This is a genomic window from Bacillus sp. EA-CB0995, from assembly GCF_055814245.1.
Genome location: NZ_CP169269.1, coordinates 903,306 through 920,553 on the forward strand (window position 1 = coordinate 903,306; position 17,248 = coordinate 920,553).

At 40.1% G+C, this 17,248-nt stretch carries 5 protein-coding genes and 1 pseudogene; all 6 read left to right on the plus strand.

Annotation, left to right across the window (positions count from 1 at the left end):
* The first annotated feature begins 374 nt into the window (after positions 1-374).
* Positions 375-2,233 (plus strand): annotated as a pseudogene (locus ACEWFJ_RS04850) (GAF domain-containing sensor histidine kinase).
* On the plus strand, positions 2,208-2,846 hold the full coding sequence (locus ACEWFJ_RS04855) for a response regulator (RefSeq protein WP_253630667.1): 639 nt from the start codon (positions 2,208-2,210) through the stop codon (positions 2,844-2,846). The pseudogene ACEWFJ_RS04850 and the gene ACEWFJ_RS04855 overlap by 26 nt, the downstream one beginning before the upstream one ends.
* A 238-nt stretch (positions 2,847-3,084) precedes the next feature.
* Positions 3,085-7,242 carry a S8 family serine peptidase gene (locus ACEWFJ_RS04860; protein ID WP_473690745.1) on the plus strand — a complete coding sequence of 1,386 codons (4,158 nt, stop codon included), beginning with the start codon at positions 3,085-3,087 and terminating at the stop codon, positions 7,240-7,242.
* A 311-nt stretch (positions 7,243-7,553) separates the two neighbouring features.
* Positions 7,554-11,702 (plus strand): S8 family serine peptidase, encoded by a 4,149-nt coding sequence (locus tag ACEWFJ_RS04865; protein WP_473690747.1) that lies wholly within the window; start codon positions 7,554-7,556, stop codon positions 11,700-11,702.
* Between the two features lie 401 nt (positions 11,703-12,103).
* Complete coding sequence (locus tag ACEWFJ_RS04870) at positions 12,104-16,246, plus strand: S8 family serine peptidase (RefSeq protein ID WP_473690749.1); 4,143 nt, start codon at positions 12,104-12,106, stop codon at positions 16,244-16,246.
* Positions 16,247-16,597: 351 nt separating this feature from the next.
* A complete protein-coding gene (locus tag ACEWFJ_RS04875) occupies positions 16,598-17,197 on the plus strand; it encodes a TasA family protein (protein WP_473690751.1) in 600 nt (199 codons plus the stop codon).
* The last annotated feature ends 51 nt before the right edge of the window (positions 17,198-17,248 follow it).

Genomic DNA, 17,248 nt, shown 5'->3' on the forward strand with positions numbered 1-17,248 from the left:
TTTTTTAATACGCACTTAAAATATGAGTATGTTGCATGATTCTGATATGAAGCTTATTTATGGCCCAAATTACTTTCAGCAGTACAAATTATATGAACAAATTGGATCCAAGGCATTATCTTTTACTGGTAAAGAAACAATTATGAAGTTGATTCATATACATCTTTAGTTCTATATGATTAGAATAGAATATATTTACAATTATAACATTTGATGGATAGTCAAATAAGGAGGCTCGTTTTATACTAATATTGTACCACCCCTTCTAAGGAACAGTGGACAACCGGTGATTGGCTAATGGGAACATTCTCATTTTGCCAGTGCCGGTTTTTTGTTAGATAATGATGATAATAGATTTTGGGGGAGGGATCGTTTTGAAAAAGATAGACTTTACTTCTATGAGAGAACAAGTAGCTAGTTTTTATATTTATTCTATTTCTTTTCTTGGTGTGATTGCTGTTATCATTTCCTTATTTTTAAGTAAAATGCCTTCTCATCTCATACTGCTTTTGGTGTTAATTATGTTTATGGGAATTACTGAGTATTTTCCTATCCGTATTTGGAGAGGGGGAATCACACTAAGTCTTACGCTCATTTATGTAATGAATTGGCAGTTTGGAATACATATAACTGTTGTTTCTTGTGTATGTGTGATGTTATGTATCCATTTGCTTCGCCGCTTACCTATGCAAAGGACACTATTTAATTGTGCTCAGCTTGCTCTTAGTATTATATTAGCAGACTGGCTTTCCAGCGAATGTCTCTCTCTTTTTATTTCTGGGATGAATCTCTCAGTTTTATATGAAAAATTCATAAGCTTATTTTTATTCAGCGTGTTTCTTTGCTTTTTTAACAGCATTTTTTACGATCTTTTAATCATACTTCTTCCTCAGCCATATCCGCTAGAAGAGTGGCGTAAAAAAATATATTAGTATTATTGAGTGTGAGTTTTTGTTTATTTTACTCCTCGCTTATACATATTTTAGATTACCGATATCGCGGAGTGATGGATGAAATTATGGTTCTGTTCTTCTTCTTCCCGCTTGTGGCAATCTGTATTATTAGCTCTTTCGTTAGACAAATACGGGTGGAAAAAGAACGCTTATATAAGCTTTTTTCCATTACGACGGAATTAAGTCATGGGTTATCCGCCGGAAACTTACAGCAAATGAAACAATCACTGAAAGGATTCCTAGGAATACAGGCATATGTTTTATGGGCAAAAGATGAGGAAAACTGGACACTTTTATTAAAGGATGGAAAAGTGCACCGTGATATTTCTGATTATTCTGACCTGTATACGAAGTTTGAAGAGATATCTGAAACTGTTGTTGTTACGGATTGGAAAACAGGTATGGCTCCGGGAGATGAAGTGTTTGAAAATACGATGCGCTCTCTTGTATATTTACCTCTTAAAGTAAATCATGAATTGGTTGGAATGTTTGTAGCAGGGAAAAGCAGAAGTGCGAGCTTTATTACTGAAGATGTACAGACTTTAGCTACGTTTGCCAATCAATTGGGCAGCTTGCTTAAAACACGGACACTTGTCTCTGAACAAGAAAAAAGAACGATTTTGGAAGAAAGAAATCGAATTGCTCGTGAAATTCACGATGGAATCGCACAAGCATTGGCCGGAGTGATATTCCAGATGGAGTCAGCTCAGAAAAAGTACGCAGATCGACCAAAGGACATGCAGCAAGTGGTAGATACAAGCATAAAAAAATTACGGAAAAGTTTAGGGGAAGTTCGTTATTCTATTTATGCTTTAAAGCCATATCCAACACAAAGGTTAGGGCTAAAACAAGCAATTACAAATAAAATTCAATCCTTAAAACAAGAATATAATCTAGCTATTACATATCATGAAAGAGGCCGTTCTCGAAAACTTAGTTTTACGAAAGAACGAGTCATCTTCGATACTTTGCAGGAGAGCTTGCAGAACATTGTAAAGCATGCAAAGGCAGACAAAGTTGACGTTTTACTCAGTTATCAACGGGAACATGTACTTTTGAAAGTGAAGGATAATGGAATTGGCTTTTCCCTTTTTGAATCTATGATTAAAGCAAAGAATGAGCCGCATTATGGTATATTACATATGAATGAACAGGCTGAACAGCTAGGGGCTGCCCTTCAGATTGATAGTTCAGCAGGAAAAGGCACAGAAATCACATTGCTAATTCCAGATTCAGAAATGGGGGAGGAGTATCATGATTCGAATATTAGTAGTGGATGATCATACTGTTTTGCGTGATGGAATTCGAAGTATATTGGAACTCGAATCTGATATGCGAGTAGTTGGAGAAGCTGTTTCCGGGGATGAGGTATTAAAGAAAGTGGAAGAGTGCAGACCTGATTGTATCTTAATGGATATTAATTTACCAGGAAAAAATGGTATTGAGGCTACATCGCTTGTGAAAGAACAGTATCCGAACTGCCGCGTTCTCGTATTAACGATGTATGAACATGATGAATACTTGATGTCTGCTCTTCGGGCAGGTGCAGACGGTTATTTACTAAAGGATTCATCATCCGAGCAAGTGGTAGCCGCAATTCGAATGGTACTACAAGGAGATTCTGTGATTCACCCGCGCATGACTAAAAAGTTGATTACATACCATCAGCAAACGAAATCAGAATCAAATGAAAATGAACTGACAGAGCGTGAAAAAGAAATTCTGTTTGAATTGGTCAAAGGTCTTAGTAATAAAGAAATTGCTGAAGCCCTATATATCAGTGACAAGACAGTTAAAATTCACATTAATAAGATTTTCAAAAAACTAAATGTGAAAAGCCGTTCACAAGCAGTCATATATGCCGTTCGAAATCAGCTTGTTCCATTTTCTTAAATAAAAGCGCTTAAAAGAACTGCTCTGTGTTTTATTATTTCACTCGAAATAATAAGGCACGGAGTAGTTCTTTTGTACTATACGGTATAGAACTAATAACTATAAAAAATATTCCTTTTTGATAATTTTCAGAAAAGTATAAATTTAATAAAATAAGGAAGTAGAGTCGTAGTCTAATAGCTTCGTGAATTTATGTTATACATTGACTACAAATAAAAACAAAGATGGGGGAACTTGTATGAAGAGAGGGAAATTTGGAAAGGTTCTTACGGGGACGTTAGTTGCTGGCATGCTATTGTCACAAGGTATTCCGTATAACGTATTGGCAGAAAGCGCGGTTGAACTGAAGCCAGTTGATAATGCGGAACAGGTACTGATGAATCTGTCTCCAGAACAAAGAAAAGCGTTGGAACAGTTAGATGTAAGTCCTAATTTTACGATTTCACCTGATATTGATTCTAATAGTCCTGAATTAGTTAACGTTATCGTGGAATTCAATCAGGCTCCAGCAAAAATTGAAGTGATGAAACAAGCGGCGAAAGGAAAGAAAATAGCTTCTACTACTGCGCAAGCAAAAGTGGATGAAGAACATAAAGTGTTTAAACAACATGTCGAATCCTTGAAATCGAAGAAGGATGCTGGCACGTACGATACGCAAAAAATGAAGATTACACGTGAATACAAAAATGCAATCAGTGGTGTAGCGATGACTTTACCTAGTGTTGCAGTGCAGGATTTAATTCAATCCGGAGTAGTAAAACGTGTTTTTAAAGATTACGAGGTAAAAGTAGAACCTCCGGTAGAAACGAAAGAAACAAAAGAAACAATCGAGCCAAAAATGGCGGACAGCATTCCGCAAATTGGCGTGGACAAGCTCCATGCAGAAAATATTACAGGTAAAGGGATTAAAGTCGGCGTTCTTGATACAGGTGTTGACTATAATCATCCTGACTTAAAAGGTGCTTATAAAGGCGGATATGACTTTGTAGATAACGATGCAGATCCGATGGAAACAACATACGCCGATTGGATAAAAGCTGGTAAACCAACATCTCCAGGCTATACCTATTACACAGAGCATGGTACGCATGTAGCGGGGACGATTGCAGCCCAAAAGAAAAACAATGCGGATTATGCGGTGAAAGGTGTAGCACCTGATGTAGATTTATATGCTTACAGAGTATTAGGCCCTTGGGGCGGAGGAAATACAGCGGGAATCCTTGCTGGAATAGATAAAGCGATTGCAGATGGTATGGATGTTATTAACATGTCGTTAGGCGCACAAACTAATGATCCGTTATATGCTACTTCTGTCGCAACAAATAACGCTATGCTTTCAGGTGTGGTGACAGTTGTTGCCGCAGGAAACTCCGGACCGAATGAAAAAACTCTCGGTTCCCCGGGAACGGCAGCTCTTGGCATTTCAGTCGGAGCAAGTGATGTTTCTATGTCCATTCCTACATTCAGTGCAAGTGCAGCGAGCGAAAAATTTGAAAACATGCAGTTATTAGGTAAAGATTTTCCTGATAAGTTAGAAGATTTCCAAGGACAATCCTTACCAATTGTATTTGCGGGACTTGGTAAACCAGCTGATTTTGCGGGGAAAGATCTCAACGGAAAAATCGCGTTAATTCAGCGCGGAGAAATTACGTTTGATGAAAAAATTAAAAATGCAAAAAATGCTGGAGCTAAAGCGGTTATTGTGTATAACAATGTCGACGGACAAATATCTGCCTACTTAGGTGAAGGTGTAGGTCTTATTCCATCTTTCCGTCTGTCAAAAGCGGATGGCGAACGGTTAAAGGCGCTAGGTGAAGTATCTTTCAAATTCGAAACGCTGAGCAATACAAAAACGGAAGGCGATCACTTAGCTGATTTTAGCTCACGTGGGCCGGTAAATGGAAATTATGATATTAAGCCAGATGTAGTCGCTCCTGGTGTGTCGATTTTCTCTACTGCACCGGAATATATCAATGATCCGCAGGACGGTGTGAATTACAGCAATGCATATATACGACTGTCTGGTACTTCTATGGCGACTCCTCATGTGACAGGTACAGCAGCATTGATTCTGCAGGAGCATCCAGAATATACTCCTTTCGATGTGAAAGCAGCTCTTATGAATACATCGGATGATTTGAATGGCAAGAATTCCGTATACGAAGTGGGCGCGGGGCGCATCGATGCGTATCAAGCTGTTCATACGGACACATCCATCAAAGTATGGGACAAAACAAAAAATATTGAGAACGGAAATATTGTCGAAATTGACGACCAAACAGGCTCTATTATGTTCGGCAGACATTTTAAGCAAGAGGGTAAACCAATTGAAGCGAGCAAAAAAGTGACGGTTCAAAACAACGGCAAGGAAGAAAAATCATTTAAAGTGGAAGTGGAGTATCACGGCGAACGTACAGGTATTCAAGATGCAGTGAAGAACGGTATAAAAGTTGAGGTTCCTGAATCTCTTACAGTAGCAAGCGGACAATCGCAGGAGTTGCAGCCGAAAATTACGATTCCTTCTAGCGCAGCGAAAGGCAGATACGAAGGATATATTCATGTAACGAATGCGAACAATCCAGCCGAAACGTATCAAATTCCATTCGCTGTCATGGTGACGGAAAAGGGATTTGAATATATAAAAACGACTAAACCATCCGTAACAAATACAACACCTTTCTGGTATTATTTGGAACCTACGGTTCACGGAATCATGAAGTTGAATAGTCCGATGCAAACAATTGATGTGCTTGTTAAGGACAGTAAAACAGGAAAAGCTGTAGGTTTTATCGGAACAGCGAACACTAGTGGATTACTGACAGACAGAGAAACTTTTCTTATAGGAGCATTTAGCGGTACGGTATATCCATTTACAAATGATCCTTCCAAGCCGATTGGCGATCTTCCTGTGAAGCTTCCAGCAGGCGATTATATACTGGAAATGATTGCGCACGATGAGGAAGGGAAATCATATATTGCAGATAATCCGCTTATTGTGGACAATACAGCACCGGAAGTAAATATGGACAAAAAACCGGGTGTAATCGAGATCAATGATTCCATGTTTACGGAAGAGGATGGACAAAAAGCGGTATGGCTGCATGGAACAGCTAAGGATGCAACAGTGGATCTATTAAAATCCAAAGGGTTGAACTATGATCAATCGTCCAACCAAATGGGTTACTCTGCAAATTCTCCATTCATAGATGGATTCTTCCCGATCCAAGCGAATGGAGATGTGAAATTCGGAATTGAGGAAAGTGATATTGCAACAAACCCTTTACGTTTGACTTTGACTACGTTTGATATGGCAACGGCAATGGGTAAACAAAAATATGTCTTCGTGAAAGAAGGTACGGAATATACGACTGCTAGTTATGATAAGAAAGATGTGAAAATTGACGATACAGTTACGATGACACTCAGCCTCAATAATGTGAAGCAGCTTGTATCCGGGGAATTCCAGGTCGAATTCATGAATGATCTGTTCAAGTTTGAGAATGTGAAATTAAACAATGCGGTGAATCAGTACGCAAAGGAAAAAGGCTTGGAGGTATCGCTGCAAGAACCTGTCGTGACTGAAGGAACTTACAATAATAAGGTGAAAGTTGGCGCATCTATGAAAGGAAATGCATTCAACGGTATGGACGGAGATATGCCTTTCCTTGATGTAACGTTCCAAGTAGTAAGTGATGCATATTTCGATAATGTTATCGGATTCAATGTACAACAGGCGTCTTATATGAAAGCGGGACAAACAGCAGCCACTACTATTCCTTATTTCAACACGGCAGATTTTAACATTATTCCAACGCATTCGAGAGTGCAGGGTTCTATCGGACCAGAAGCATTTTTGCTTGGGAATGAGGGCTCTCAGTATTTGAGAAAAGCGGATTATACAAAAATCGGTGCTCAAGTATATGCGATGTCCCCAAGCGGTAAAAAATATAAGGGAACAATTGATGAGAGAGGATTCTACACCATTAAGGGTATCCCAGCTTCTACTGAAGCATACACAGTTGTTTTTGATGTTCCGGGACATCTTAAAGCGATGAAGAAATTCATTCCTGGATATTCTGTAAACGGTGAGATGCGCGGGCAACATGTTAGACTAGGTGCTAAAAATCTTGCAGGAGACGTGAATGGTGATAGATTGATTGATATTCGCGATATGCAAAGTGTAGTCGATGTATATGGTAAGAAGGATGCATCTATCGTGCCGCAAGATATCAATCAAGACGGTGTTGTGGACGAGACAGATGTCCGCTACATTGAGAAAAACTTCTTGCAAAAAGAAGTTGGCGTTCCAGAAGCGGTTAAGCCAAAAGAAACAATCGGTAAAAAAGGCCTGGCAGACTTCCTGCGTCAGATCGGTTTGGAGCCGAAATCAAAGTAATAAAGTGAAACTTCTATTAGTGGAGGGTTTTCTTCATCCTCCACTAATGATTTCTTACTTCATTTAACGCTAGGCTTTATCTATATAAAACCATTTTTAGGAAGAAACAAACAAGCCCGCTACTTGCTTGCTCCGTTTGTTTGAAACTATGCACTAGCCCATCCGAAAAAGAAAAGGGTTTTTATATTAGATTTTTGAATTGAAATATTTTTTAATAGCTTTAAAGATTACTTCTTTTGTTTCATTTTCAGAATGGCATCGTAGTTTACTAGTTTCATGGATTGTTATAAATAAGTAAAGGGAGATGCGCTATGAAGAGAAGAAAAGGAAAGATTTTCGCAGGAACATTAGTAGCTGGTATGCTATTGTCACAAGGCATTCCGTATAACGTATTGGCAGAAAGCACAGTTGCACTGAATCCGGTTGATAATGCGGAACAAGTACTAACGAATTTGTCTCCAGAACAAAGGAAAGCATTGGAACAGTTAGATGCAACTCCTAATTTCACGATTTCACCTGATATTAATTCAAATAGTCCTGAATTAGTTAACGTTATCGTAGAATTCAATCAAGCACCAGCAAAAATTGAAGTAATGAAACAAGCGGCGAAAGGGAAGAAAATCACTGCGACGACTGCGCAAGCAAAAGTAGATGAAGAACATAAAGTGTTCAAACAACATGTCGAATCCTTGAAAGCGAAGAAGGACGTCGGCACGTACGATACGCAAACGATGAAGGTCACACGCGAATACAAGAACGCAATCAATGGTGTAGCTATGACGTTACCTGGTGTTGCCGTGCAGGATTTAATGCAATCTGGCGTAGTCAAACGTGTCTTTAAAGATTACGAAGTAAAAGTAGAACCTCCAGTAGAAACGAAAGAAACAATCGATCCGAAAATGGCAGATAGCATTCCGCAAATTGGTGTGGACAAGCTTCATGCCGAGAACATTATGGGGCAAGGAATTAAAGTCGGCGTTCTTGATACAGGTATTGACTATAATCATCCCGATCTAAAAGATGCCTATAAAGGCGGATATGATTTTGTCGATAACGATGCAGATCCGATGGAAACAACATACGAGGATTGGATTAAAGCAGGTAAGCCAACTGCCCCTGGTTATGTGTATTATACAAACCATGGTACACATGTGGCAGGAACAATTGCAGCGCAAAAGAAAAATAATGTGGATTATGCAGTGAAAGGCGTGGCGCCTGAAGTCGATTTATATTCTTATCGAGTATTAGGTCCTTGGGGCGGTGGAAATACAGCGGGAATTCTTGCGGGAATCGATAAGGCGATTGCAGATGGTATGGATGTGATCAACATGTCGCTAGGTGCGCAGACGAACGATCCGTTATATGCGACTTCTGTCGCAACAAATAATGCGATGCTTTCGGGTGTGGTGACAGTTGTTGCCGCTGGTAACGCTGGACCGGGTGAAAAAACACTCGGTTCACCAGGAGCGGCCGCTCTTGGTATTTCAGTAGGAGCAAGCGATGTTTCTATGTCGATTCCTACATTTAGCGCAAGTGCAGCGAATGAAAAATTTGAAAATATGCAACTATTAGCGAAAGATTTTCCTGATAAGTTAGCAGATTTCCAAGGACAATCCCTCCCAATTGTATTTGCAGGACTTGGGAAAGCAGCTGATTTTGCAGGGAAAGATCTCAATGGAAAAATTGCATTGATTCAGCGCGGAGAAATTACGTTTGATGAAAAAATTAAAAACGCGAAAAATGCTGGCGCAAAAGCGGTTATCGTGTATAACAACGTCGACGGGCAAATCTCTTCCTATTTAGGTGAGGGTGTCGGTTATATTCCATCTTTCCGCCTGTCCAAAGCGGATGGCGAACGGTTAAAGGCGTTAGGTGAAGGATCTTTTAAATTCGAAACGTTAAGCAATACGAAAACAGAAGGGGACCACTTAGCTGATTTCAGTTCGCGTGGACCAGTAAATGGAAATTACGACATTAAGCCAGATGTAGTCGCTCCTGGTGTGTCGATTTTCTCTACTGCACCGGAATATTTGAATGACCCGCAGGATGGTGTGAATTATGGTAATGCATATGTCCGCTTATCAGGGACATCTATGGCAACTCCTCACGTGACAGGAACAGCAGCTTTAATTTTGCAAGCGCATCCAGAATACACTCCTTTCGATGTAAAAGCGGCGCTTATGAATACATCGGATGATTTGAACGGGAAGAATTCCGTATACGAAGTAGGCGCGGGACGCATCGATGCGTATCAAGCTGTTCATACGGACACATCCATTAAAGTATTAGACAAAACAAAAAATATCGAAAACGGAAGTGTTGTGGAAATTGACGAACAAACAGGCTCTATTATGTTCGGTAGACATGTTAAACAAGGTGATCAACCAATTGAAGCGAGCAAAAAGATGACTGTTCAAAACCATAGTAAGGAAGAAAAATCTTTTAAAGTAGAAGTCGAATATCACGGCGAGCGTACAGGCATTCAAGATGCGGTGAAGAACGGTGTACAAGTGGAAGTGCCAGCATCTCTTACAGTAGCAAGTGGACAAACGCAGGAGCTACAGCCAAAAATTACGATTCCTGCTAGCGCAGCAAAAGGCAGATACGAAGGATATATTCATGTAACGAATGCGAACAATCCAGCTGAAACGTATCAAATTCCATTCGCTGTTATGGTGACGGAAAAGGGATTTGAATATATAAAAACGACGACACCATCTGTAACAAATACAACACCTTTCTGGCTATATTTAAACCCCTTTGTTCATGTAATAATGAAGGTAAATAGCCCAATGAAAACCGTCGATGTGCTTGTTAAGGACAGTAAAACAGGGAAAGCTGTAGGTTTGGTAGGAACACTGAACACTAGTAAATTACCGACAGACGTAGAAGCTTTTGTTATAGGAGTATTCAGCGGTAATGTCTATCCGTTTACAAATGATCCTACCAAGCCGATTGGTGATGCTCCTGTAAAGCTTCCAGCAGGCGATTATATATTTGAAATGATTGGGTACGATGAGGAAGGGAAATCATATGTTGTAGACAATCCGCTTGTTATAGACAATACAGCACCGGAAGTAAACATGGATAAAAAACCGGGTGTAATCGAGGTCAATGATTCCATGTTTACGGAAGAGGATGGACAAAAAGCAGTATGGCTGCATGGAACAGCCAAGGATGCGACAGTGGATCTATTAAAATCCAAAGGGTTGAACTATGATCAATCTTCCAACCAAATGGGTTATTCTGCAAACTCTGGATTCATAGATGGGTACTTCCCGATCCAAGCGAATGGAGATGTCAAATTCGGAATTGAGGAAAGTGATATTGCAACAAAACCTTTAAATTTGACTTTGACTACGTTTGATATCGCAACGGCAATGGAGAAACAACGCTATGTCTTCGTAAAAGAAGGTACGGAATATACGACTTCTAGTTACGATAAGAAAGATGTGAAAATTGACGATACAGTTACCATGACACTCAGCCTCAATAATGTGAAGCAGCTTGTATCTGGGGAATTCCAGGTCGAATTCATGAACAATCTGTTCAAGTTTGATAAGGTGAAGTTGAACAATGCGGCCGATCAGTATGCGAAGGAAAAAGGTTTAGAAGTATCGCTGCAAGAACCTGTGGTGACCGAAGGCGCTTACTTTAGTAAGGTGAAAGTTGGCGCATCTATGAAAGGGAATGCATTCAGCGGTATGGATGGCGACATGCCTTTCCTTGATGTAACGTTCAAAGTAGTAAGTGATGCATATTACGATATGATTACTGGCTTTAATGTACAACAGGCGTCTTATATGAAGGTGGGACAAACGGCAGCTACTGCTATTCCTTATTTTAGCACGACAGATTTTAACCTTATTCCAACGCATTCGAGAGTGCAGGGTTCTATCTTCCCGGAAGGATTTTTGACTGGGGGGAATGGACAATCAGAGAATTTGAGAAAAACGGATTATACAAAAATCGGTGCCCAAGTATATGCGATATCCCCAAGCGGCAAAAAATATCAGGGAACAATTGATGAGAAAGGAGCCTTCACCATTAATGGTATCCCAGCTTCTACTGAAGCATACACATTTGTTATTGATGTTCCGGGACATCTCAAAGTGGTGAAGAAATTCATTCCTGGATATTCTGTAAACGGTGAGATGCGCGGACAACATATAAGATTAGGTGGTAGAAGTCTTGCCGGAGACGTGAATGGTGATAGATTAATTGATATTCGCGATATGAAAAGTGTAGTCGAAGTATATGGTAAGAAAGATGTATCCATCGTGCCGCAAGACATCAATCAAGACGGTGTTGTGGACGAGAAAGATGTCCGCTTCATTGAGAAAAACTTCTTGCAAAAAGAAGTCGGCGTTCCAGAAGCAGTTAAGCCAAAAGAAACAATCGGCAAAAAAGGACTGGCAGACTTCCTGCGTCAAATTGGTTTGGAGCCGAAATCAAAGTAATAAAGTGAAATTTCCATTAGTGGAGGATTTTCTTCATCCTCCACTAATGATTTCTTACTTCATTTAATGGCAAGTTTTATCTATATAAATCCATTTTCATGTTTCAACACCTAAGTAGCTACTATGAAGAATCAAACAGGCCTGCTACTTGCTTGCTCCTTTTGTTTGAAACTTGGCATGTGGCACAAACAGGCCCTGACCGCTTCTATGCATGGCTAGTTGCTCTCGTCCATCCGAAAAAGAAAAGGGTTTTTATATCGGATTTTGAATTGATATATATTTTTTTACAAAGTGAGATCAATAGCTTTAAAGGTTACTTCTTTTGTTTGATTTTCAGAATAGCATCGTAGTTTACTAGCTTCATGAATTGTTCGGAAAAACAATTATATGAGTAAAAGGGGATGCACTATGAAGAGAAGAAAAAAGGGAAGCTTCTTATAGGAACGTTAGCTGTAGGTATGCTATTGTCACAAGGCATTCCGTATAACGTATTGGCAGAAAGTCCGGTTGCACTGAATCCAGTTGATAATGCGGAGAAAGTCTTGACGAGCCTGTCTGCGGATCAAAGAAAGGCTTTAGAGCAATTAGATGTAAATCCTAATTTTACGATTTCGCCTGATATTGATTCTAATAGTCCTGAATTAGTTAAGGTTATCGTGGAATTCAATCAGGCTCCAGCAAAAATTGAAGTGATGAAACAAGCGGCGAAAGGAAAGAAAATAGCTTCTACTACTGCGCAAGCAAAAGTGGATGAAGAACATAAAGTGTTCAAGCAACATGTCGAATCCTTGAAATCGAAGAAGAACGTCGGCACGTATGATGCACAAAAGGTGAAGATTACACGTGAATATAAGAATGCGATCAATGGTGTAGCGATGACTTTACCTGGTGTCGCAGTGCAGGATTTAATGCAATCCGGAGTAGTAAAACGTGTCTTTAAAGATTACGAGGTAAAAGTGGAACCTCCGGTAGAAACGAAAGAAACAATCCAGCCAAAAATGGCGGACAGCATTCCACAAATTGGGGTGGACAAGCTCCATGCAGAAAACATTACAGGTAAAGGTGTTAAAGTCGGCGTTCTTGATACAGGTGTTGACTACAATCATCCTGATTTAAAAGATGCTTATAAAGGCGGATATGATTTTGTAGATAATGATGAAGATCCAATGGAAACAACATACGAGGATTGGATACAAGCTGGTAAACCGGAATATCCAGGTTATGTGTATTACACAAACCATGGTACACATGTAGCAGGAACGATTGCAGCTCAAAAGAAAAACAACGCGGATTATGCTGTGAAAGGTGTGGCACCTGAAGTAGATTTATATGCTTACAGAGTATTAGGACCATTTGGAGCAGGATATACAGAAGGAATCCTTGCTGGAATCGATAAAGCGATTGAAGATGGTATGGATGTGATTAACATGTCACTTGGTGCACAGACTAACGATCCGTTATATGCTACTTCTGTTGCGACAAATAACGCTATGCTTTCAGGTGTAGTGACAGTTGTTGCCGCAGGTAACTCTGGACCGAATGAAAAAACGCTCGGTTCTCCAGGATCGGCAGCGCTAGGTATTTCAGTAGGAGCAAGTGATGTTTCTATGTCAATACCTACATTCAGTGCAAGTGCATCCAATGAAAAATTTGAGAACTTACAGTTATTAGGGAAAGATTTTCCTGATAAGTTAGAAGATTTACAAGGACAATCCTTACCAATTGTATTTGCTGGACTTGGTAAACCAGCTGATTTTACAGGGAAAGATTTGAATGGAAAAATCGCGTTAATTCAGCGCGGGGAACTTACTTTTGATGAAAAAATCAAAAACGCCAAAAAAGCCGGAGCGAAAGCGGTTATCGTGTATAACAATGCTGACGGACAAATACCTGCCTACTTAGGTGAGGGTGTAGGTTACATTCCATCTTTCCGTCTGTCAAAAGCGGATGGTGAACGGTTAAAGGCGCTAGGCGAAGCATCTTTCAAATTCGAAACGCTAAGCAATACAAAAACGGAAGGTGATCACTTAGCTGATTTCAGTTCACGTGGGCCGGTAAACGGAAATGATGACATTAAGCCGGATGTAGTTGCTCCTGGTGTGTCGATTTTCTCTACTGCACCGGAATATATCAACGATCCGCAGGACGGTATTAATTACAGCAATGCATATGTACGCTTGTCTGGTACTTCTATGGCGACTCCTCACGTGACAGGTACAGCAGCATTGATTTTGCAGGAACATCCGGAATATACTCCTTTCGATGTAAAAGCGGCTCTTATGAATACATCGGATGATTTGAACGGGAACTATTCCGTATACGAAGCGGGTGCTGGGCGCATCGACGCGTATCAAGCTGTTCACACGGATACATCTATCAAAGTATTGGACAAAACGCAAAATGTCGAGAACGGAAATGTTGTCGAAATTGACGAACAAACAGGTTCCATCGTGTTTGGCAGACATTACAAACAAGGTGATAAACCAATTGAAGCAAGCAAAAAAGTAAATGTCCAAAACAATGGCAAGGAAGAAAAATCATTTAAAGTAGAAGTAGAGTATCACGGCGAGCGTACAGGTATTCAAGATGCAGTGAAGAACGGTGTACAAGTTGAGGTGCCTGCATCCATTACAGTAGCAAGTGGAAAATCACAGGAGCTGCAGCCGAAAATTACGATTCCTGCTAGCGCAGCGGCAGGCAGATATGAAGGATATATTCATGTAACGAATGCGAACAATCCAGCCGAAACGTATCAAATCCCATTCGCTGTCATGGTGACGGAAAAAGGATTCACCTATGTGAAAACGGATCGACCATCGGTAACCAATAATACACCTTTCTGGCAATACTTGAATCCATTCATCTTTGGATTCTTGAAGTTGAATAGTCCAATGAAAACAATCGATATAGTTGTTAAGGAAAGCAAATCGGGGAAAGCCGTAGGATTGACAGGAACGATAGATGGCAGCAATCTGATAACAGATAGAGAGTATCTTGGCAGATTGTTCAATAACTATGTCTATCCATTTACAAATGATCCTTCCAAGCCAATCGGAGATGTCCCTGTGAAACTTCCAGCAGGAGACTATACAATTGAAATGATCGGGCATGATGAGGAAGGAAAATCATATGTGGTAGGCAATCCGATGATCGTGGATAATACAGCACCGGAAGTGAATATGGATAAAAAACCGGGTGTAATCGAGGTCAATGACTCCATGTTTACAGTAGAGGATGGACAAAAAGCGGTATGGCTGCATGGAACGGCTAAAGATTCCACAGTAGATGTATTAAAATCAAAAGGCTTAAACTATGACCAATCGTCCAACCAAATGGCTTACTACGCAAATTCTGGATTCATAACTGGAAGGTTCCCGATCCAAGCAAACGGAGATGTGAAATTCGGAATTGAGGAAAGCGATATTGCAACACAACCGCTAAAGTTGAATTTGGCTACGTATGATATGGCAACGGCAGTTGGTAGACAAAGCTATGTCTTTATGAAAGAAGGTACAGAGTATACAACTTCTAGTTATGATAAGAAAGACGTAAAAGTCGGCGATACAGTTACAATGACACTTAGCCTGAATAATGTAAAGCAGCTTGTATCTGGAGAATTCCAAGTCGAATTCATGAAAGAGCTGTTCAAGTTTGAGAATGTGAAACTGAACAATGCGGTAAATCAGTATGCAAAGGAAAAGGGTTTGGAGATATCACTGCAAGAGCCTGTGGTGACGGATGGCGATTACTTTAGTACGGTAAAAGTCGGTGCATCGATGACTGGGAATGCATTTAGCGGTCTGGACGGAGATATGCCTTTCCTTGATGTCACGTTCAAATTAGTACATGATGAATGGTATAAAGGCGATATTTTTATGGATGTAAAGAAGGCGTCTTATATGAAAACGGGACAAACAGCAGCTACTGCTATTCCTTTTTACAACATAGAAAATGTTAATATCATTTCGAAGCATTCGAGTGTGGTAGGCTATATTGGGCCGGAAGCATTTATGACAGCAGGTGGTTATTTGAAACCAGGAGATTATACAAAGATCGGTGCCCAAGTATATGCGCTGTCTCCGAGCGGTAAAAAATATAAGGGAACCATTGATAAAAGAGGAGAATATCGTATCGACGGCATCCCGGCTTCTGATGAAGTATTCACAGTTGTTGCCGAGGTTCCGGGACATCTCAAATCAATGCAGAAGTTTATTCCTGGATATTCTGTAAACGGTGAACAGCGTGGACAACAATTTAGATTTCCTTCCCTAAAAGGTCTTGCAGGGGACGTGAATGGCGACAGATTGATTGATATTCGCGATATGCAAAGTGTAGTCGAGGTATACGGTAAGAAAGATGCATCTATCTTGCCGCAAGACATCAATCAAGACGGTGTCGTGGATGAGACAGATGTCCGCTTCATTGAGAAAAACTTCTTGAAAAAAGAAGTTGGCGTTCCAGAAGTAGTCAAGCCAAAAGAAACAATTGGTAAAAAAGGTCTGGCAGACTTCTTACGCCTTATCGGTCTAGAGCCGAAGAAATAAAGTGAAACTTCCATCAGTGGGGGGCTTTATCCGCCACTGATGGAAAGCTCTCACCAATCGGGCTTTTATGGGAAGTTATCCCCCGCCTATCTTCTTCGCTTTCTCTCAATCTTAAGGTGGGGGTCTTACTGCCCGTTAATGCGGGATAAAAAGAAGGTATCTTAGGAGCGGCTGTTGATAAAAGAGGGGGGAATTTCATCCTCTGCAAATATGGATAGTCGCTCTTGAATAAAACGAAAAGTTCTTTATTAAGAACTTGAAGAGAACAAGCTATTTGATTTTGTTTTACCTCATATGAGCATATTGGCTTTTGAAAAGTTTAAATATTATAAAAATAGGGGGATTATTAAAATGAGTCTTAAGAAAAAGCTTGGTATGGGTGTTGCATCTGCAGTTCTTGGTTTATCTTTAATTGGAGGCGGAACGTTTGCGTACTTCAGTGATAAAGAAGTATCAGAAAACACGTTTGCGGCTGGTACATTAGATTTGAGCGTTGATCCACAAGTTATCATCGATGTTGACAAAATCAAACCAGGTGACCAAATGGAACGCGATTTCCACTTGATCAATAACGGCACTTTAAAAATTAAGGACGTCCATCTTCTTACTGACTACACTGTAACAGATGCAAAAGGTGATAACGGAGGTGCTGATTTCGGTGATCATATTAAAGTGGAGTTCTTATGGAACATAGACAAGAACACAGTTCCTGTATGGGAAACTACTTTGTCTGAATTGAAAAAAGCTACTGCTGATGGTAACATTCCTGATCTTGTACAAAAAGGTGTCGTAAACTGGGAAGGAAACGGACTTGCTCCAGGAAGTGATGACACTTTCTATGTGAAATTCACATTTGTAGATAATGGAGAGGATCAAAACGTATTCCAAGGAGATTCATTGAAATTGAACTGGACGTTTGATGCTACCCAAACAAAAGGTAAAGACAAATAAGCTCAAATGTCAGCTATAATTGTGAAATCTATGTAGCTACTATATAAAGTG